The 20606-nt window shown below is 63.2% G+C and carries 17 protein-coding genes and 1 pseudogene; 10 read left to right on the plus strand and 8 right to left on the minus strand.

Going from position 1 to position 20606, the window contains the following annotated elements; all coding sequences use genetic code 11:
• The 5 genes and pseudogenes from QCE88_RS16075 to QCE88_RS16095 form a co-directional block, all read right to left on the minus strand.
• A pseudogene (locus QCE88_RS16075) lies at positions 1-252 on the minus strand (hypothetical protein); the annotation flags it as partial.
• Between the two features lie 619 nt (positions 253-871).
• The gene (locus tag QCE88_RS16080) at positions 872-1339 is read right to left on the minus strand and encodes a 6,7-dimethyl-8-ribityllumazine synthase (RefSeq protein WP_309903843.1); all 468 of its coding nucleotides are present in this window, start codon (positions 1337-1339) and stop codon (positions 872-874) included.
• Positions 1336-2496, minus strand: a complete 1161-nt coding sequence (locus tag QCE88_RS16085; protein WP_309903845.1) for an iron-containing alcohol dehydrogenase — start codon at positions 2494-2496, stop codon at positions 1336-1338. Before QCE88_RS16085 ends, QCE88_RS16080 begins: the two co-directional genes overlap by 4 nt.
• 9 nt (positions 2497-2505) lie before the next feature.
• A complete protein-coding gene (locus QCE88_RS16090) occupies positions 2506-3015 on the minus strand; it encodes a flavin reductase family protein (protein ID WP_309903847.1) in 510 nt (169 codons plus the stop codon).
• A gap of 157 nt (positions 3016-3172) precedes the next feature.
• Positions 3173-4141: a LysR family transcriptional regulator gene (locus QCE88_RS16095; protein ID WP_309903850.1), complete on the minus strand. Its 969-nt coding sequence runs from the start codon at positions 4139-4141 to the stop codon at positions 3173-3175.
• A 158-nt stretch (positions 4142-4299) separates the two neighbouring features.
• On the opposite strand from QCE88_RS16095, the gene QCE88_RS16100 reads away from it, so the two are divergent.
• The 5 genes from QCE88_RS16100 to QCE88_RS16120 all read left to right on the plus strand — a co-directional run bounded on the left by QCE88_RS16100 (position 4300) and on the right by QCE88_RS16120 (position 12147).
• Positions 4300-5667, plus strand: a complete 1368-nt coding sequence (locus QCE88_RS16100) for an acyclic terpene utilization AtuA family protein (protein ID WP_309903852.1) — start codon at positions 4300-4302, stop codon at positions 5665-5667.
• Entirely contained in the window at positions 5664-6002 is a 339-nt protein-coding gene (locus QCE88_RS16105; RefSeq protein WP_309903854.1) for a DUF4387 domain-containing protein, read from the plus strand. The genes QCE88_RS16100 and QCE88_RS16105 overlap by 4 nt, the downstream gene beginning before the upstream one ends.
• A 33-nt stretch (positions 6003-6035) precedes the next feature.
• The gene (locus QCE88_RS16110; protein WP_309903856.1) at positions 6036-7445 is read left to right on the plus strand and encodes an LLM class flavin-dependent oxidoreductase; all 1410 of its coding nucleotides are present in this window, start codon (positions 6036-6038) and stop codon (positions 7443-7445) included.
• A 69-nt stretch (positions 7446-7514) separates the two neighbouring features.
• Positions 7515-8852 carry an MFS transporter gene (locus tag QCE88_RS16115; protein ID WP_309903858.1) on the plus strand — a complete coding sequence of 446 codons (1338 nt, stop codon included), beginning with the start codon at positions 7515-7517 and terminating at the stop codon, positions 8850-8852.
• A gap of 1834 nt (positions 8853-10686) precedes the next feature.
• Positions 10687-12147 (plus strand): NAD-dependent succinate-semialdehyde dehydrogenase, encoded by a 1461-nt coding sequence (locus QCE88_RS16120; protein WP_309903861.1) that lies wholly within the window; start codon positions 10687-10689, stop codon positions 12145-12147.
• A 74-nt stretch (positions 12148-12221) separates the two neighbouring features.
• Here the strand turns inward: QCE88_RS16120 and hisD are convergent, their stop codons facing one another.
• The 3 genes from hisD to QCE88_RS16135 form a co-directional block, all read right to left on the minus strand.
• Positions 12222-13550 carry a histidinol dehydrogenase gene (hisD, locus tag QCE88_RS16125; RefSeq protein WP_309903864.1) on the minus strand — a complete coding sequence of 443 codons (1329 nt, stop codon included), beginning with the start codon at positions 13548-13550 and terminating at the stop codon, positions 12222-12224.
• A 128-nt stretch (positions 13551-13678) separates the two neighbouring features.
• On the minus strand, positions 13679-14752 hold the full coding sequence (locus tag QCE88_RS16130) for a LacI family DNA-binding transcriptional regulator (RefSeq protein WP_309903866.1): 1074 nt from the start codon (positions 14750-14752) through the stop codon (positions 13679-13681).
• A gap of 72 nt (positions 14753-14824) precedes the next feature.
• Positions 14825-15751 (minus strand): LysR family transcriptional regulator, encoded by a 927-nt coding sequence (locus tag QCE88_RS16135; RefSeq protein WP_309903868.1) that lies wholly within the window; start codon positions 15749-15751, stop codon positions 14825-14827.
• A gap of 131 nt (positions 15752-15882) precedes the next feature.
• Here QCE88_RS16135 and QCE88_RS16140 point away from each other — a divergent pair, with 131 nt between their 5' ends.
• The 5 genes from QCE88_RS16140 (at position 15883) to QCE88_RS16160 (ending at position 20586) form a co-directional block, all read left to right on the plus strand.
• Positions 15883-17253 carry an acyclic terpene utilization AtuA family protein gene (locus QCE88_RS16140; protein ID WP_309903870.1) on the plus strand — a complete coding sequence of 457 codons (1371 nt, stop codon included), beginning with the start codon at positions 15883-15885 and terminating at the stop codon, positions 17251-17253.
• A 1-nt stretch (position 17254) separates the two neighbouring features.
• Positions 17255-17584: a DUF4387 domain-containing protein gene (locus tag QCE88_RS16145; RefSeq protein ID WP_309812088.1), complete on the plus strand. Its 330-nt coding sequence runs from the start codon at positions 17255-17257 to the stop codon at positions 17582-17584.
• Positions 17581-18126, plus strand: a complete 546-nt coding sequence (locus QCE88_RS16150; RefSeq protein WP_309903872.1) for a flavin reductase family protein — start codon at positions 17581-17583, stop codon at positions 18124-18126. The genes QCE88_RS16145 and QCE88_RS16150 overlap by 4 nt, the downstream gene beginning before the upstream one ends.
• Before the next feature lie 9 nt (positions 18127-18135).
• Positions 18136-19200 (plus strand): amidohydrolase family protein, encoded by a 1065-nt coding sequence (locus QCE88_RS16155; protein ID WP_309903874.1) that lies wholly within the window; start codon positions 18136-18138, stop codon positions 19198-19200.
• Between the two features lie 90 nt (positions 19201-19290).
• Positions 19291-20586: an MFS transporter gene (locus QCE88_RS16160; protein WP_309903876.1), complete on the plus strand. Its 1296-nt coding sequence runs from the start codon at positions 19291-19293 to the stop codon at positions 20584-20586.
• Positions 20587-20606 lie beyond the last annotated feature (20 nt).

Consider the following 20606-nt stretch of genomic DNA (forward strand, 5'->3'; position numbering starts at 1 on the left):
CTGAACCGCCTGTTTCCAGTCGACGCCATAGAGCGAGCGCAGCGCGCCTTCCAGTTGACTGCGCTGCGCGTGCAGCCAGTCGATGCGCGCCAGCATCCACGCGACCACGAGCTGCAAATTGCTGTTCGCGCGTAAGGCCGGATCGGTGCCCATGCCCGCGTTCAGCGCGTTGAAGCCCGCTTCGAGCGCGGCCGCGCGTTCGCGTTTGCGATCGAGACACCACGCCTGCATCCGATAGGCTTCGACCAGCATGAGAGCGTCGCTGTCCGCCTGCGCGTATGGCGCCGCGCCGGCGTAGCGCCGCCCTGCTCAGCGTAATCGTGAGCTTCAAGCCAAGCGCCGACCCCGGCGATGTCCGCCGCGCTGCGCTCAAGCATTCCGCTAATCTGTAACCCGGCGTTCGACACGATGAAACCTCGACAATCGATCTAAAGCGGAACACGCGGATTGCGTATTCAGTCGACTGCCAATGTATCCCCGCGACTACATGCGTTTGAACGCGACTTTTCTTAATTCTTAAGGATGCGCACGCTGTCAAGAACAGGCATCCGAATTAATCAATGCCAATAAGCATCTTTAATCCGAACCACACTGCTTTTAATCGATTAAAAGCGCTAAAACGCTGCTCGCAAGACGCAATTCAAGCTTCGTGTTCCGCTTTCCACATGTCAATGAACGGGCGAACCGGCGCAGTTATGAAATCTCAATGCCGGATTTTTGCGGCGTGAAATTCGCCAGGCCAATGTCGGCACGAAATTGGCCGTGGGCACGGTATCTTGCATGCCGTGCACAGACCTTGATCCTTCATGCACAATAAAAAAAGGCATCCGGTCTGAAGACCGGATGCCTTTATCTATGCTGAAGCGTGCGATCAGGCCATCAGCGCCACGCGCTCCAAAGTTTCAATACAAGCATTCGCCACTTCACGCCCCTTCACGCTCATATGATCGTGGAAGAAGCGCAGATGCTCTTCGCCTGCATGAAAATGATGCGGCGTCAGCACCGCCGAGAACACCGGCGTGAGCGTATCGAGCTGGACCTGCATCAGCCCGTTGATGACCGCCTGCGCAACGAATTCATGCCGATAGATCCCGCCATCGACGACCAGCCCGGCTGCCACCACCGCATCGAAACCGCCGCGTGTGGCGAGCAGCTTCGCGTGCAGCGGCAGTTCGAACGCGCCCGGCACTTCGAAGCATTCGACGGCGCTTGCATCGAATCCCCGCTCCGTAACACGCGCAAGAAACGCCTGCCGGCACTGATCGACGATCTCGCGATGCCAGCACGATTGCACGAACGCAATGCGCAAGGGTTTGACCGGTTGCGACGGCGCGTTCATAGCGCGGCCTTGTAGATATCGAACGCGGCGGTCTCGGTCATCTCGCGCGGATTGTTGATGAGCAGGCGTTGCTGCTTCATCGCATCGGAGGCGAGCATCGGCAGATGCGATTCCTCCACGCCCACTTCACGCAGCGTGCGCGGAATGCCGGTCTCGTTGACGAGCGTCTGCATCGCCTGGACGAAGGCTTCGGTCTTCGCTTCAGCGCTGTCACCGGGGGCCGCGCAACCGAGCACGTCCGCGAGTTCCGCATAGAGCGCGGCAGCGGCGGGGGCGTTGTAGCGCAGCACATGCATCAGTACGAGCGCATTCGACAGACCATGCGGCACATGAAAGTGTCCGCCAAGCGGATAGGCCAGCGCATGCACCGCGGCGACGGGCGCATTCGAGAACGCCTGGCCGGCGAGCGTCGCGCCGAGCAGCATCGCTTCACGAGCGGCGCGATCCTTGCCGTCGCGGCACGCGGGCAGCAGGTTCGCATACAGCAGGCGCAGCGCTTCCTTGGCGAGCATGTCGGACAGCGGGTTCTTCAGACGCGCCGAGGTGTAGGCCTCGATCGCATGCACCATCGCGTCGATGCCGGTCGCGGCGGTGGCTTGCGGCGGCAGGCCGAGCGTGAGTTCGGCGTCGAGCAGCGCAATGTCCGGATAGAGAATCGGCGAAACAACGCCGCTCTTGGTGGTCGCGCCGGTCGTGACGATGGAGATGGCCGTGACTTCGGAGCCCGTGCCCGCGGTGGTCGGAATCAGCACGAGCGGCAGGCGCGGGCCTTCCACGTTGCCGACCCCATACATCTTGTCGAGCGGCTGCTCGCTTGCGCACAGCACGGCGATCAGCTTGGCGACGTCCATCGACGAACCGCCGCCGAGCCCCAGCACGATCTGCGCGCCGCTGGCCTTCGCGCGCGCGGCGGCGTCGAGCACGACGTGATCGGGCGGATCGGCGACCACGTCATCGATCACGGTGACGTCCCAACCTTGGGCTGCGAGGTCGTCGAGCGCGGGCGCGATCAGGCCGCTTTGATTGAGGAAGCGGTCGGTCACGAGCACGACGCGCTGCTCGTTGCGATAGCGCTCGCGCAGCAGCGCGCCGAGCCGCCGGGCGCTGCCGTATTCGACGATGAGCGAGGGAACCGTGGTGAAACTGAATGCGTTCATGCGATGCGCTCAGGAAAGTGAATCTTCGGTTTCGAGTTCGAGGCTGCGAAAACCCCGGTTGTAATAGACGAGCGGCGTGGCTTCGCACAGTTCGACTTCCTGGATCTCGCCGATCAGCACCGTGTGATCGCCGGCTTCGTGCACGTCGCGTGCGATGCACACGAGCGAGGCCATCGAGCCCGGCAGCACGGGCGGATGCGGATTGTCGCCGGTGCCGTAGCGGAAGCCGTGCGGGGCGAACTTGTCGACGCCCTTGCGCGCGAAGTGCATCGCGATGTCCTTCTGATCCTGCGAGAGGATATTGATCGCGTAGCGCTGCGCGGTGACGAAGGCCGCGTGCGAATCCGCCTTGTTGGCGATGCACACCAGCACGAGCGGCGGGTCCATCGAAACGGACGAGAACGAGCTGGCGGTGAAGCCCCAGTGGCGGCCGGCTTCGTCGGTCGTCGACACGATGGTGACGCCGCTCGGGAAGGCCGACAGTGCGTCGCGGAAGGTCTGATTGTTCTTGAGCGTCATGAAAGTCTCCGGAATGAGATGAGCGCATGGCATCTGCGCTGCATGAACCCAGTCTAGAGTCGCGCGTCCCGCAGAACAATTTCGAAGTCGCGATGGATTGATCGATAAAACGGATAGATCGGCGCTTCGATAGGTGGCAAGCGCGCGCATCATGGTCTCAGGCCTGCGTCGCGTCGCTGGACAGCGTCGCGCCGAAGTTCGCCTGCAAGTGCCGCACGAAGCTCAGCGCGGCGGCGCTCAGGTCCGCATCCCGCGAACGCAGAATGCCGAAGCTGCGCATCAGCTTGACGTCGGTGACCTGGAGCGTGGCGCGGGTGTCGCGGGCGTAGCGCTGCGCCATCGAGCGCGGCAGAAAGGTTGCCCCCAGACCCGCGTCCACCATGCCCAGCAGCGTGCTCAGGTTGGCGGCGTGGTGCATTGGCCGCAATGCGAGGCCGCGTTTCGCGAACTCGTCAGCGAGCCGGTCGCGCAGGATCGAATAGCGGTCCAGCAGCATCAGCGGGACCTGTGCGAGCTGCTCCAGCGTCACTTCACCGGCGGGCGCGAGCGCATGCGAGGTCGGCACCACGACCAGCATGTCCTCTTCCGTGAGCGCCTCGAAACTCAGCTTGCTCGAATCGTTATCGAATGCGACGACGGCGAGATCCGCCTCGCTGGTCTCGATCCGTGCGACCACGTCTTCATATTGCAGGTCGCGCAACTGGATTTGCACGTCCGGATAACGCTGGCAGAAGGAATGGATCAGCGAAGGCAGCATGACGGCCGAGATCATCGGCGTGGCGGCGACCACCACGCGCAGCCGCGCCGCTTCGGCGTCGGCCTGGAATTCGGTCAGCAGCTTGCGGAGGTCGCGCAGCGCGGCTTCGGCATGCTCGCGCAAGCGCTTCCCGGCAGCGGTCGGCTCCACGTGGCGCGTGGTGCGCACGAGCAGCCGTGTCTTCAAGGTCGATTCGAGCCGCTGCACGCGGGCCGTCACGGAAGGCTGGGAGATATGCAGGCGTTTGGCGGCAGCGCTGAAGCTGCCCAGTTCCACCACTGCAAGAAAAGTCTCCAGTTCGACGAGGTCGAAACGCAGCGTGACCGGCGCCGCGGCATGCGCGGCTTCGTCCGGCTTGTCCGACGTCATGGCCGAAGGTCTCCGGGTTTTATCAGGAATGTCTATGAGTCTATCTCATAAAGCAAATAGTGTCGTGGCGTGGGCATCGACATAATCGGTTCATACGACTGCGCCTCTTGCGTCATGCCGAAGCATGCGGCGCTCCGAAGGAATCGCAAGGAGACTTCATGAAGGACGAAATCAAGATCCTGACGCCGAACGGCATCCTGGGCTACGGCATCCCGGTGGCCGACTTCTGGCGCGGCATCGATCAACAGCCCGACGCGATGATCGTCGATGGCGGTTCTACCGATCCCGGTCCTTATCTGCTTGGCCTGCCGAAGACACTGGTGACACGCGAAGCGTATCTGCGCGATCTGTCGCTGATGCTCGAAGCCTGCGCCACGCGCAAGGTGCCGATCTATATCAGCTCGGCCGGCGGCCCCGGCATTCGCGCGCATGTGGACTTCATGGTCGATGTGATCGAAGAGATCGCAAAGCGCGAAGGCTATCGCTTCAAGATCGCGAAGATCTATTCGGACGTGGACCCGTCGTACGTGCGCGATGCGATGGGCGAAGGGCGCATCACGCCGTGCGCATCGGCGCCGGAGTTGCAGGTGTCGGACGTGGGCGCGTCGTCGCACATCGTCGCGCAGATGGGTGCGGAGCCTTTTGCGAAGGCACTGCGTGAGCATCCTGATCTGGACATCATCGTGGCGGGCCGTGCTTACGATCCGGCGCCGTTCGCGGGGCTGTGCATGCTGCATGGCATCGAGCCGGGGATTTACTGGCACATGGGCAAGATCGTCGAGTGCGGAGCGAACTGCGCGGAGCCGAAAGGCAAGGTAATCCTGGCGACGATCCGTCGCGACAGCTTCGATCTCGAACCGATGAATCCGCGCGAGCGCTGCACGCCGGCTTCGGTAGCGGCGCATACGTTGTATGAGAAGACGCGTCCGGACTTGCTGACGGGCCCGGGCGGCGTGCTGGACCTGCGCGAAGCGACCTACGAACAGCTGACGGAGCGGGCGGTGCGGGTGCGTGGCAGCCGCTTCATTCCGGCCGACGACTACACGGTGAAGCTCGAAGGTGCGGGCGTGGTGGGGATGCGCACGATCTTCATCGGCGGGATTCGCGATCCGATTCTGGTGGAACAGATCGACGCATTCCTCGAAGGCATCAGGCAGCAGGCGCACGAGACGTATCCGGAGTTGTGCTCGGGCGAGGCGACGCTGAACTTCCACGTGTACGGCAAGAACGGCGTGATGGGCAGCTTCGAGCCGCAGGTGAATGCGGTGCCGCACGAGATCGGCTTGCTGGGTGAAGTGACGGCGGCGAACCAGGAACTGGCGAATGCGATTTGCAGCAGCGTGCGCATTGATGTGCTGCACACGCCGTATTCGGGTCAGGTAGCGACGGCGGGCAACTTCGCGATTCCGTTGAATCCGCCGGAGAACCCGATCGGACCGGTGTGCAAGTTCACGGTGTATCACGTGATGAAGATCGACTCGGCGGAGTCGCTGTTCCCGATTGAGATCGTGGAGGTAGGCGCATGAGCACGACGCAGACACAAAACAAGACGCTGCGCGAGTTGGCGAAGGTCGTGCGCAGCAAGAACTCGGGTCCGTTCGAGATTACGTTCGACGTGATCTTCGATGAAATGGACTTGTACGAACGCGTGAAGGCCAGCGGGGTGCTGACGGAAGCGCTGATCTGCAAGCTATACAACGTGACGAAGGAGGACATCGTGACGTTGATGTTCTTCGACCCGGCGCGCGCTTTCAAGCTGACGCTGAAGCGTTCGTGGGCGCAGGGCAGCGTGGGCGAGCGCGACACCTTCGGGGCGCAACAACACGCACCGTTGCTGACGATTGAAATTCCGGGCGTTTGATAACGCCGACAAGAACGAGGAGGCATGCTCAACATGGCAAACAACACTTCGCGTCAGATGACGCTCATTGGTTTCCTGCAGGCTCAGAACTGCTCGACGTATCCTGGTTCCTGGCGTCATAGCGGCGCGATGCAGGACTTCATGTCGCCGGAGTATTACCAGCGCATTGCGCGCACGCTGGAGGAGGGCAAGTTCCATCTGGCCTTCTTCGACGACCGTCTCGCGATGCCGGACATCTACGGCAACGATCACGCGCAGACGGTGGAGCATGGCGTGCGTGCTGTGAAGATGGACCCGTCGCCGATCGTCACCGCGATGGCGATGGCGACCACGCATCTCGGCCTCGGCGCCACGTACTCGACGACTTACTACGAGCCGTATCACATCGCGCGTCACTTCGCGACGCTGGACCTGATGACGAAGGGTCGTGTCGCGTGGAACGTGGTGACGTCGCTGAACGATTCGGAAGCGGCGAACTTCGGCCGCGACATGCATCTCGAGCATGACTTGCGCTACGATCGCGCCGACGAATTCCTCGAGACCGTGATGGGTCATTGGGATTCGTGGGAAAGCGATGCGCTGATCCTCGACAAGGAGAGCGGCCGTTTCGCCGATCCGGCCAAGGTGCATCGACTCGATCACAAGGGCGACTACTTCAAGTCGCGCGGCCCGCTTACGGTGCCACGTTCGCAGCAGGGTCACCCGGTGTTGATTCAGGCGGGCCAGAGCGGTCGCGGCCGGGCGTTCGCGTCGCGCTGGGGCGAGCTGATCTTCGTCGTGTACCCGAACCTCGCGGCGGGCAAGAAGCAGTATGCCGAACTGAAGCAGGCGGTGTCGGCGGCAGGGCGTGATCCCGAGAAGGTCAAGGTATCGACGGCGTGTTACACGGTGGTCGCCGAATCGGAAGAGATTGCGCAGCAGGAGCGGGAATACATCGATTCGCTGGCGAAGCCGATCGACTCGCTGACGCTGCTGTGCGAAGTGCTCAACACGGACTTCTCGAAGCGCGACTACGACGCGCCGTTCACCGATGCCGAGATGAAGGCCATTTCGGGCTGGACGGGTTTCCGCGATCGCGTGGTGATGTTGTCGGGCAAGCAGAACCCGTCGGTGCGTGATTTCGTGGACTTCTCGAACCGGGCGCGTCTGAATGAATTCCCGGTGTTCGCGGGCACGGCGAAGACGGTGGCGGACCAGATGGAGCAATGGTTTGTCGAAGGCGGATGCGATGGCTTCGTGATTTCGCCGACGCACGTTCCTGGCGGCTATGAGGACTTCGTGCGTCAGGTGGTGCCGGAGTTGCAGCGCCGGGGCGTGTTTCGCAAGGACTATGACGGCACGACGTTGCGCGAGAACCTTGGCCTTTCGAAGCCGGATGCGGGCGACTGGCGCAAGCAGGCTTTCGCGGGCGTGAATGGCGAGGCGGAGCGCAAGGCGGGCTAAGGCTTAACCCAATCGATCAAGCAAGAACAAAGCGCCCGGCCTGACCGGGCGCACCCCTTGGAGACAGACATGGCAGAAATCGCCGACATCCGGCGTGTGGCGCTTGCGAGCACCATCGGTACGACTCTCGAGTGGTACGACTTCTTCATCTTCGCGTCCGCGGCGGCGCTCGTTTTCAGCAAGCTGTTCTTTCCGACCTTCGACCCGGTGGCGGGCACGATTGCATCGCTTGCGAGCTTTGCGGTGGGCTTCATTGCGCGGCCGGTGGGTGGCGCGGTGTTCGGGCATTTTGGCGACCGCATTGGCCGCAAGGCGATGCTGGTGCTCAGTCTCACGATGATGGGCGGCGTGACGTTCCTGATTGGCTTGTTGCCGACGTATGCGACTGCGGGCATTGCCGCGCCGATCTTGCTGACTGTATTGCGTTTTGTGCAGGGATTTGCGGTGGGTGGCGAGTGGGGTGGTGCGACGTTGATGGTGATCGAGCATGCGCCCGCGAAGAAGCGCGGCTTCTATGGCAGCTGGCCGCAGATGGGCATTCCCGGCGCGTTGATCCTTTCGACGGGTGCGATGGCGGCGACCACGGCGCTGACCACGCCGGAGCAGTTTGCTGCGTGGGGCTGGCGGGTGCCGTTCCTGTTGTCGGGGATTCTGGTGGTGGTGGGGATTGTGATTCGCCGGCGTCTGGCGGAATCGCCGAGCATCGAACGTATGCGTCGCAAGCATGACACGCCGAGTGTGCCGCTGGCTACGCTGTTGAAGCATCACAAACGTTCGACGTTTTTGCTCGTGGCCTCGCAAGCCGTGCAGTGTGCGGGCTTTTATGTGGTGGCGGTGTATTCGCTGGTGTATCTGACGCAGAACCTGCATCTGCCGCGGAGTGATGCGTTGCAGGCGTTGATGATTGCGGCGGCGTGTACGTTGGTGGCCCATCCTACGTTTGGGGCGCTGTCGGATCGCATCGGGCGTAAGCGGGTCTTTATGGGCGGGATGATTTTTCTCGGGCTGTTCATTTACCCGTACTTCATGTTGCTCAACACGGGAAGCTATCCGTTGATCGTGCTGGCAATGAGTCTTGCGATGGCAGTTGGAGAGGGTTCTGTGCAGGCTGCACAGCCTAGCCTTTTTGCCGAGCAATATTCGTCGGGGGTTCGGTATAGCGGGGTGTCGTTGGCTTATCAGCTTGCCACGGTGTCGTGGAGTGGGCCCACTCCGGTGATTGCGGCGATGCTGATCGCCTGGGCAGGCGGGTATTGGCCTCTTGTTGGGTACATTATTTTTCTGGCGGTTATTTCGGTTGTTTCCATCGTGCCGCTGAGAGAAGCGGCAGGGGTCGAGCTTTCTACTCTCGAAGAGTCTTTCGAAGAGGATTCCGCCGAGTTTGCGCCGGGCGCGGCGACGCGGTAGGGTTTTTTGCTTGCGGTTGTTGTTGTTGTTGTTGTTCGCTCGCGCTTCCATGGACTTCCCGTTATCACGTCGGTGTATTAGCACTGCCCCTCCCCGGGGCGGGGGTAACTTTCTTTGCGGCTGCAAAGAAAGTCACCAAAGAAAGCAGCTTTCTTACCGCTTAAGGATCACGTAGCGGCGCGACACAGAATTGCCTCGCTGGCCCGGCACTAGCGAGTGCCCTCATAGGCCTAACTGGGCGTGGATCGCGGACCCACCGTGACAACGCGCCGTTCAACAAACAGGTGCAGCCATTGAAAGCGCCGGCCCAGCGCTACGCGCTGCCGAAGGGTATGCAAGGGAAACCCACGGGAGGTTTGTGCGGTGAAATGGACGCGTTAGCCGAGATGGACGGTCAGCAAGCCAGCACCGGCAGACCCGATTGACCGGTCGGCGGCGCGAAGCGCAGCGCCGGAGCCTGCAAGGGCTGCACCAATCTGTTCAATGGTGCGATGTCACAGTGGGTCCGCGATCCAAGCCCGGTGAGGCCTATGAGGGCACTCGCTAGTGCCGGGCCAGAAAATGATTCTGTGCTGCGCCCGGATGATAACTTTGGGCGGGAAGAAAAGCTGCTTTCTTTGGTGACTTTCTTTGCAGCCGCAAAGAAAGTTACCCCCGCCCCGGGGAGGGGCAGTGCAAGCAGACCGACGTGATAACGGGAAGTCTATGGAAGGGCAAGCGTAGGAAATGAGGCGGTTGAAAGTGAGTTAGAAGGCTCAGCAAGGAAGCACGAACAGCCTTGATTGACCGGTCGGCGGCGCGAAGCGCAGCGCCGGAGCATTCAGGCGCTGCACCAATCAGTTCAATGGTGCGATTGCATAGTGGGTCCGCGATCCAAGCCCGGTAAGGCCTATGAGGGCACTCGCTACTGCCGGGCCAAAAACATGGTTCTGTGTCGTGCCGCTATTAAACCTTGAGCGGTAAGAAAGCTGCTTTCTTTGGTGACTTTCTTCAGCCGCAAAGAAAGTTACCCCCGCCCCGGGGAGGGGCAGTGCAAGCAAACCGACGTGAAAACGGGAAGTCCATGGAAGCGCAAGCGCAGGAAATGAGGCGGATGCAGTGAACTGAAAGCGTTAGCAAGCACCGACAGACCCGATTGACCAGACGGCGGCGCGTAGCGCAGCGCCGGAGCATGCAAGGGCTGCGCCAATCTGTTCAATGGTGCGATGTCACAGTGGGTCCGCGATCCAAGCCCGGTTAGGCCTTTGAGGGCACTCGCTACTGCCGGGCCAGAAACGAGGTTCTGTGCTGCGCCCGGATGATAACTTTGGGCGAGAGAAAAGCTGCTTTCTTTGGTGACTTTCTTTGCAGCCGCAAAGAAAGTTACCCCCGCCCCGGGGAGGGGCAGTGCAAGCAGACCGACGTGACAACGGGAAGTCCATGGAAGGGCAAACACAAGAAACGAGGCGGAGGCAGTGAGCTGAAAGTGTTAGCAGGCGAGCACTGGCGGACCTGATTGACCGATCGGCGGCGCGAAGCGCAGCGCCGGAGCCTGCAAGGGCTGCGCCAATCTGTTCAATGGTGCGATGTCACAGTGGGTCCGCGATCCAAGCCCGGTAGGCCTATGAGGGCACTCGCTACTGCCGGGCCAGAAACAAGGTTCTGTGCTGCGCCCGGATGATAACTTTGGGCGAGAGAAAAGCTGCTTTCTTTGGTGACTTTCTTTGCAGCCGCAAAGAAAGTTACCCCCGCCCCGGGGAGGGGCAGTGCAAGCAAACCGACGTGAAAACGGGAAGTCCATGGAAGCGCAAGCGAACGAAAGCCGCGGGGGCGATCCCAACAAACGGAGAAGAGAATGACTTTGAAAGATCAACTGAAGGACCCGACCTTGCTGCGTCACGCGGCCTACATCGATGGTGAATGGCAGCAGGCCGACAATAACGAAACATTCGAAGTAAAGAATCCCGCGACGGGCGAATCACTAGGCTCCGTCCCAAAGATGGGCAAAACGGAAACTTGCCGCGCGATCGAAGCAGCAAATGCCGCCTGGCCGGCATGGCGCAAGAAGACGGCCAAGGAACGCGCAGCCTTGATGCGCAGGTGGTTCGACCTGATGACCGAAAACGCCGATGACCTGGCGCTGATCCTCACCACAGAACAAGGCAAGCCGCTAGCCGAAGCCAAAGGCGAAATCACCTACGCGGCGTCGTTCATCGAATGGTTCGCGGAGGAAGGCAAACGCGTCGCCGGCGACACCCTCAGCACGCCGGCCGCGGACAAACGCATCGTCGTGACGAAGGAACCGATCGGCGTCTGTGCGGCGATCACGCCATGGAACTTCCCGGCGGCAATGATCACCCGCAAGGTCGGCCCCGCACTGGCAGCCGGTTGCCCGATCGTCGTAAAACCAGCAGAAGCCACGCCGTTCTCGGCCTTCGCGATGGCCGTGCTGGCCGAACGCGCCGGCATTCCGAAGGGCGTGCTGAGCATCCTGACCGGCGACCCGAAAGCGATCGGCGAGGAAATGACGGGCAATCCGATCGTGCGCAAGCTCTCGTTCACGGGCTCGACCGCCGTGGGCCGCCTGCTGATGGCGCAAAGCGCGCCGACCGTCAAGAAGGTCACACTGGAACTCGGCGGCAACGCGCCCTTCATCGTCTTCGAAGACGCCGATATCGATGCCGCAGTCGAAGGCGCTGTAGCCTCGAAGTATCGCAACAGCGGCCAGACCTGCGTCTGCACGAACCGCTTCTACGTGCACGAAAAAGTCTACGACGCGTTCGCGCAGAAACTCGCCGCTGCAGTCGGCAAGATGAAAGTCGGCAACGGCACCGAAAGCGGCGTCGCGCTCGGACCGCTGATCAACGAAGCGGCGGTGAAGAAGGTCGAATCGCACATCGAGGATGCGCTCTCGAAAGGCGCGTCGCTGGTGTCGGGCGGCAAGCGTCATGCGCTCGGCCACGGCTTTTTCGAACCGACCGTGCTCACCAACGTCACGCCGGACATGAAGGTATCGAAGGAAGAAACCTTCGGCCCGCTCGCGCCGGTGTTCAAGTTCAGCTCCGACGAAGAAGTCGTGCGCATGGCCAACGACACCGAATTCGGCTTGGCCGCCTACTTCTACAGCCGCGACATCGGCCGCGTATGGCGCGTGGCCGAAGCGCTCGAATACGGCATGGTGGGCATCAACACCGGGCTGATTTCGAACGAAGTGGCACCGTTCGGCGGAGTGAAGCAATCCGGCCTCGGCCGCGAAGGCTCGCACTACGGCATCGACGATTACGTCGTCATCAAGTATCTGTGCATGGCGGTCTGAACCGCGCGCGCATCCGTATGAAACAGCCACCGCACGCCACGCCCCACAAGAAGCGCGGCGTGCGGTTCATCGCATCAGAGCGCCGTCGCCGGGCTCTCTGCCACCGCGCTCGCGTAAGGCACATCACGCTTGCCATAGCGACGCACCCGCAGGTTCGCCTGCTCGCCATGACCCGCGAAGCCTTCGAGCGCGCACAGTCGCGAGCAATACTCGCCAACCAGCGCCGATGCCTCGTCCGTCAACACCTTCTGATACGTGCAGGTCTTGATGAACTTGCCCACCCACAGTCCGCCCGTATAACGCGCCGCCTTCTGCGTCGGCAGCGTGTGGTTCGTACCGATCACCTTGTCGCCATACGACACATTCGTGCGCGGACCCAGAAACAGCGCGCCGAAGTTCGTCATGTGCTCGAGGAAGTAATCGACATCGTGCGTCATCACCTGAACGTGTTCGAAGGCGAGATCATTGGCGATCTTCACCATCTCCTCGTCCGACTCCGCCACGATCACCTCACCAAACTGCGCCCACGACTTGCGCGCGATATCCGCCGTCGGCAGGATGCCCAGCAGGCGCTCGACTTCCGCCATCGTTTCCTTCGCAAGCTTCTCAGAAGTCGTCAGCAGGATAGCCGGCGAATCCGGTCCATGCTCGGCCTGGCCGAGCAGATCGGTTGCGCACATTTCGCCATCCACGCTTTCATCGGCGATCACGAGCGTCTCGGTCGGACCCGCGAACAGGTCGATGCCCACGCGCCCGAACAACTGGCGCTTCGCCTCGGCAACGAACGCATTGCCCGGACCCACCAGCATGTCCACAGGCGCAATGCTCGACGTGCCGATCGCCATCGCGCCCACCGCCTGGATGCCGCCCAGGCAATAGATCTCGTGCGCACCGGCCATGTGCTGGGCCGCGACGATCGCCGGCGCCGGCTTGCCATGGAACGGCGGCGCGCACGTGATGATGCGCGGCACGCCGGCCACCTGTGCGGTAATCACCGACATGTGCGCCGATGCCAGCAACGGATACTTTCCGCCCGGCACATAACAGCCCGCCGCATTCACCGGAATGTTGCGATGCCCAAGGATCACGCCCGGCATCGTCTCCACTTCAATGTCCTTGATCGAGTCGCGCTGATGTCGCGCGAAGTTGCGCACCTGCGTCTGCGCAAACTCGATGTCCTTGATGTCGCGCGGCGAAAGCTGCGCGAGACAGTCGTCGATCTCCTTCTGCGTCAGACGATAGTCCTCGCGATCCAGCTTGTCGAAACGGATCGACAAATCACGGATCGCCGCATCGCCCCGTTCCTCGATATCGGCAAGCGTCGCCTCCACCGTTTCGCGCACTTCCTTCGCCGCCGACTTGATCACTTCCGCAGTCGCACCTTGCTTCAGCCACTTGGCCATGAAATCTCCTGGTCTCTGTTCGTTGATGTGGGGAGCGCATACTCATTGCATACGTATGCAACACGAGCGAAGATTAGTCGCTTTTCGCGTGATCGGCAAGTTGCAGTGGGGAAAAGCGACGCTAAGGTTTACCCGGGCATGGCCCAGGTTTGCGTGCCATCGTCATTGATGACGACGCCCCGGCGCGGCTTGCGCGCCGAGCCGCGCACGATCAGGCCGCCAGGAGCTTCGTCGTGAAGCGCGGCATCGAGCGTGCCGTTCAGTTGCGCGAGCACTGCGGCGACGGCGCGTTGCACCATGTCGTCGAGCGGCTGGCTGTAGGTCGTGAGGTCGAACACCGGCCAGCGCGCCATGTCGATATCGTCGAAGCCGACGATCGACACCTCTTCGCCCACTTTCAGTCCGAAGCGCGCACGCGCCACGCTGATCGCGGCCAGCGCCATGTGGTCGTTCGCGCAGAAGATGGCGTCGGGCGGCTTCGGGGCGGACAGCAGCGAAACCACGGCTTCTTCCGCGCCCGCCGCCGTGTACTGGCCCACGCGCCGTTCGATCGCCTTCACGCCCTGCTCGCACAGATAGTCGAAGAAGCCTTCCTCGCGATCCCGGCTCGTCGACGAGCTCTCAATCCCCGCGATATACGCGTAGCGCTTGTGCTTGCCCGCATGCAGAAACGCCGCGAGCGCGCGCGCCCCGGCACGGTTCTGACCCGTCACGCTGGACGCGGCCTGACTGTCGGTCTTGCGGTTGAACATCACCACCGGCAGTCCGATGTTCATGCACTCATCGGCGAAATGCGAGGACAGGCTGGTCGAGATCAGCACCAGCGCATCCACACGATAGCGCAGCACTTCATCGAGCACGGGATCGGAACCGAGCAGGGGATCGCTCGTAAACATCAGCACGCCATAGCCCGCGCGTGCGAAGGCGGCCGTGAGCGCGTTGAGCGCGGCGTGATAGAACGGGTTGGCATTCGCGGGCACGGTCACGCCGATGAGATTCGCCCGGCCCGTGATCAGCGAACGCGCCACCAGGTTCGGCCGATAGCCCAGTTCGCGCGCCGCCGCGACGATGCGTTCACGCGTAGCCGGCGAGACGCTCGCGCCGGGCGTGAACGCCCGCGACACGGCCGATTGCGAGACGCCCGCCGCGCGGGCTACGTCATGCGCGGTGGCGGGTCGTCGTTCGGGCGTGGCATCGGACATCGGAGCGGGTCTCGGGGTGTCGGGGAATCGGCGGCGCTACAGCAAGCGCGCCGACAGTATGCCCCAGCGCGCTCACGCGATCGAGCGCCACACGCCCGCGCGCACCAGCGCATCGGTCTCCTGGCGCACGATGCGATACAGCGCCTTCATCGCGAGCGTCGCTTCCTTCTTCGGCGAGAACGCCACGGACAGCACGCCCGGCAACGTCGGCTCGATGATCGGCCGCGCCTTCAGCGTGCCGCGCTCGATACGGCTGCGCACGGCCGCATACGGCGCGACCGAGAAGCCCAAACCGGCCTCGACGAGTTCGAAGATTGCCATCATCGCGTCGATCTCGAAGGCAATGTTCAGCGTGAGCGAACGCGCCGTGGCGGCATCCTCGACCAGCGTGCGCAAGCCATGCGGGCGCGCTGGCAGAATCCACGGCAGCTGCACGGCATCAGTGAAGCGGATGGGCTCCATCGCGGGCTGAAGAACGCTTGCATCAGGCGGCCCGACGAGCAGCAGGTCGTCGGACAGCAACGGCTCGATGCTGATCGTGCTGTGCGGCCCGATGTTGTACAGCACGCCGATATCCAGCTGTCCGCTCAACAGCCATTCGAGCATGTAGCCCGACAAGCCCTCGCGCATGCGCAGGCGCACCTCCGGAAACTCGGCGCGGAAGCGCTTGACGAGCGGCACCAGCAGGAAGTCGCCGAGCATCGGCGGAATGCCCATCGTGACCGTGCCGCCCGGCACCGAACGCAGGGCCTGCATGTGGTTCACGGCCTCGTCGCTGCGTTCGAGGATGTCGTTCGCGCGCGCGAGGAACTTCTGCCCGGCCTCCGTGAGCGACATGCCATGGCCGTGCCGATACAGCAGCGGCGGCCCCAGTTCCTGTTCGAGCATCTGGATATGGCGCGTCAGCATCGACTGGCTGATGCCGAGAATCGCGGCCGCGCGCGAGACGCTGCCTTCGCGCGCCACCACCATGAAATACCTCAGCTGCTTCAACTCCACGTGCGGGTCTCCTCTGTTGCCGGGCATTGTCGCCCGAAGCGGGCCGATATGCATAACAGGTATGCGAGCAGCCGCCGTTCCATCTGATTACGCTTGATTCCATCCAGAAGCACAACGGAGACACGCACACAATGGAAGAACTCAGGTTGCTCAGCAGTACGGCCATCCTCGGCTATGGCTTCGCGCAGAGCGCGTTCGAAGCAGGGCTCGCACGCAATCCGCATCTGATCGGCGCGGACGGCGGCAGTTCCGACCCGGGACCGTACTACCTCGCCTCGGGCGAGTCCTTCACCTCGCGCATGGCAACCAAGCGCGACATGCGCCTCATGCTGGCCGCCGCCGTGCCGCGCGGCATTCCGGTGATCGTCAGCACCTGCGGCGGCGCCGGCGGCGATCCGCACCTTCAGATGATGGTCGATATCGTCAAGGAAATCGCCGCGGAAGAAAGTCTGTCATTCAAGCTCGCGGTGATCAATTCGGAATTGCCCAAGGACGTGCTGCTCGAACACGTCAACGCCGGCAAGACGCGGCCCCTGTATAACCTGCCGGAACTGACGCCTGAACTCATCGAGCAGGCCGTGCGCGTGGTCGGCGCAATGGGTCCGGAGCCGTACATCACCGCCCTCGACGCCGGCGCGCAAGTGATTCTCTCGGGCCGCAGCACCGATCCCGCACCGTGGGCCGCCATGGCGATCCGCGCGGGCTTCTCGCCGGCGCTCGGCTGGTACGCAGGCAAGATGCTCGAATGCGGCGCCGAGCCCGCGTTGCCGAAGCGCGAAGGCTGTCTGCTTGCGACCATCCGCGAAGATCACGTCGAACTCGAACCGATGCACCCCGAGCAGGCCTGCACGCCGCGTTCGGTGGCGTACTTCGCGCTGCACGAGAACAGCAGCCCGATCCATCACCACGAGCCGGGCGGCATGCTCGACACCTCCGAATGTACGTTCGAGGCCGTCACGGAACGCGCGGTGCGCGTGTCCGGCATGCGCTGGAAGCCCGCGAAGTACACAGTGAAGCTCGAAGGCGTCGAGGCGCGCGGGCATCGCGTCATCTCGCTGTGCGCCACGCGCGATCCGGTGCTGCAAGCGCAGATGGACCGCTATCTGGCCCGTTCGCGCGAGATCGTCGATGAGAAAGCGACCGCCTTCGGCGCGCCTTCCGACACCTATACGCTCAACTTCCGCGTGTATGGCCAGAACGGCGTGATGGGCGAGCGCGAGCCGCTGCCGCAGGCCGAACGCCATGCGCACGAAACGGCGATCGTCGCGGAAGTGGTCGCGCAGGATCGCGATACCGCGAAGGCCGTGCTGGCGATTGCACGCACCACGATCCTGCACTCGGAATTCCCGGGCCGGCTCTGCAAGGAAGGCAACATGGCGATCCCGTTCTCGCCGTCCGACCTCGATCTCGGTCAGGTCTACCGCTTTTCCGTGTGCCATCTGCTCGAACCGGAGAACGCGCTGTCGCTGTTCCCGATCCGCTACGAAACCATCGGAGCCTGACATGCCAGCCATCAAGGATTTTGCGAGCGTGTGCCGCAGCAAGAATGCAGGACCGTTCATGGTCACGCTCGACATCGTGTTCGAAACCGACGAGATCTTCGACCGCGTCGCCGCCACCGGCGTGCTCACGCCGCAACTCTTCGCGCGCCTCTATGGCGTGAAGCCGGAGCAGGTTCAGTTCACGCCGTATCGCGCCGCACGCGCCTTCAAGGCAACGCTGCCGCGCCTGATCTCCTCGGGCGACATCGGCGACACCGACGTGTACGGCTCGCAACAGCACGCGCCGATGCTCGATATCGACATCCCCATCAAGCTGGAGAACACGCAATGAGCGAAGCCGATCTCCAGACGCGGCCCGCCGCGTCGCCTGTCCTCGAAGAAACCTTGCAGGACGACTTCCGCCAGGCCATGCGCCGGCTCGCAGGCGGCGTGGCACTGGTGTCGACGGTGCATGAAGGCGTGCGCCATGGCATGACCGTCACGGCCGTCACCTCGCTGACGATGGATCCGCCCGCGCTGGTCGTCTCGGTGAACCGGCACGCATCGGCATTCGATGCGCTCCTGCGCAGCGGTACCTTCTGCGTGAACCTGCTCACGCAGCAGCATGCGGACCTCGCGGTGGCCTTCTCGCGCAAGCCGGACGGCGACGCGCGCTTCGCCAACGGCGCATGGCGCATGAACGACCACAATCTTCCGTCGCTCGACGGCAGCATTGCGTCGATCACCTGCCGCGTGCACGACAGCGTGGAGTTCGGCACGCACGCGATCCTGATCGGCGCGGTCGAGCATCTGGAGATCGAGTCGCAGCAGCCGATGGCGCCGCTCATCTATCTGAGCGGGCAATTCGGCGGCTTCTGGCCGCTGACGGCCTGAGGAGCGCGCATGTTCGACGCGAAATACGAACACGCCAACTTCCCGCGCGTGCGGCCGGAATGGCTCGCGCAGGTCGCCGAGCCGGCCGTGGAGCCGGAACTGCCGATCATCGATCCACATCATCATCTGTGGGATGTCGAGAGCGCGTTCTATCACGCGCCGGAACTCGTCGCGGATGTGAACGCGGGGCATCGCGTGCTCGCGACAGTGTTCGTCGAGTGCAAGGCGCATTTCGACAACGACGCGCCCGCCGGTTTCGAGCCGGTCGGCGAGACGCGCTTCGCAGTGGCGCAGGCGCAGGCCGCCGCGCAATCGCCGCAAGGGCATGCGGGGCTGGTGAAAGGCATCGTCGCGTATGGCGATCCTTTCGTGCCGAATCCGCAAGGCGTGCTCGAAGCACATCTCGAAGACGGCCAGGGCCGCATGCGCGGTGTGCGGGTACGCGCCGCATGGCATGCCGATCCGGCGTTCGCCGCGCCCCACGGCGGTGCCGATGAACACCTGATCGACTCGCCCGAACTGGACCGCTACTGCGCGATCCTCGCGGAGATGGGTCTCGTGCTCGACCTGTGGGTCTATCACACGCAACTGGACCAGGCCGCGGAACTCGCGCGCCGTCATCCGCGTCTCGCCATCGTGCTGAACCATTGCGGCGGTCCGCTGGGGATCGGTCCTTATGCCGATCAACGCGCCGCAGTGCGCGACGCATGGAGCCGCTCGCTCGGACGCGTAGCGGCGAACGATAACGTCGCCGTGAAGATCGGCGGACTGGCGATGCCGCGCACCGGGCTTTCTTTCGCCGATGCCGCAAAGCCCGCAAGCTGTGTCGAGCTGGTCGAACGCTGGACGCCTTATGTGCGCACCTGCATCGAACTGTTCGGCGCGGACCGCGCGATGTTCGAGAGCAACTTTCCCGTCGACAAGGGCAGCTGCAACTACGTCTCCGTGTGGAACGCGTTCAAGCTGCTGAGCGCGGGCTATCCGGACGCGGCGCGCCGCAAGCTGCTCGCGGGCACGGCGAATCGCGTCTATGGGCTGCGGGTCGAGGCACTCATGGCGGAGGGCATCGCGTAACACGAGCAACGCAGGCGCATCACCCATCCGCAAAAGGCACGAGACCGTCCGGCGCACGCCAGTGTGCGCACGGATTTCCGGAGGAGACATATGAAAAATCGCCGCATCTTTATCTACATCTTTCTGTTTTCGCTCACGAGCATCAACTACATCGACCGCGTCGCGCTCTCGGTGGCGGCGCAGCCCATCGCGCATGAGTTCGGCATCAGCCCGATCCAGATGGGCTTCCTCCTGTCCTCGTTCATCTGGACATACTTCGCGAGCCTGATCCTGTGGGGCCTCGCCCTCGACCGCTGGGGCACGCGCTACGTCAACGCCATCGGCATGGCGGTGTTCTCGGTTGCCACCGTCGCGACCGGCTTCGCGTGGAGCTATGCGTCGATCCTCGTCACGCGGCTCGTGATGGGCGCCGGCGAAGCGTCGTCGTATCCGGCGGGCGGCAAGGTGATCCGCGAATGGATGCCGGCGCGCGAACGCGGCATCGCGGCGGCCGTGCTCAACAGCGGCTCCTATGCGGGCCCGGCCATCGGCGCCTTGGTGGTCGCCTTCGCGGTGCAGCTGTTCGGCTGGCGCACGGGCTTCATCCTGGTCGGCAGCTCGGGCGCGATCTGGCTCGTCTGTTGGCTCAAGTGGTTCCGCAAGCCGGAGCTCGCCACCTTTCTCAGCGAGGAAGAGCGCGCGCACATCCTGCGCGAGCGCAACGGCGGCATGCCCGACACGCCTACCGGCCCGACGCTCTCCATCCCCGACCTGCTCAAGTCCGTGAGCGTCTGGGGCCTGCTCATCACGCAAGGCTTCGGCTCCTACGCGCAGTTCCTGTTTCTCACCTGGCTGCCAAGCTACTTGCAGACCGAGCGTCATCTCGACATCGTCAAGAGCGGCTATTTCACGGCGCTGCCGTATGCGCTCTCTGTGATCCTGGCGCTCGGCATCGGCAAGCTGAGCGATCGCCTGCTGCCTGTGGATGCCATCAACAAGGGCGGACGTCGCACCATGGTGGCGGCCTCGATGCTGCTGACGTCCGTCGTGCTCGCCACGCCGTTCGTCGATGACGTGTGGCTGATGGTCGCCGTCTTCACGCTCTCGCTGACCGGCGCGCAGGCCGCGCTGGCGATGAACATCGCATTGATCGGCGACCTGTTGCCTTCGTCGGCCGAAGTGGGGCGCGGCACGGGCCTGCTGATCACCGGCGGCGCATCGTTCGCGATGATCGCGCCGATCGCCACGGGCTATGTCGTCGCCATCACGCACAGCTACAACAACGCGTTCTATATCGCGGGGGCGCTCGCCCTGGCCGGCGCGCTCGTCAGTCTCTTCATGACGCGCAAGCCGATTCGCCACCACGACAGCGTGGCGGAGATGAGCGAAGTCTCGGCCCGCGCCTGAACCACTTTCACGATTCACGA

The organism is Caballeronia sp. LZ035 (assembly GCF_031451175.1).
Taxonomy (GTDB): Bacteria; Pseudomonadota; Gammaproteobacteria; order Burkholderiales; family Burkholderiaceae; genus Caballeronia.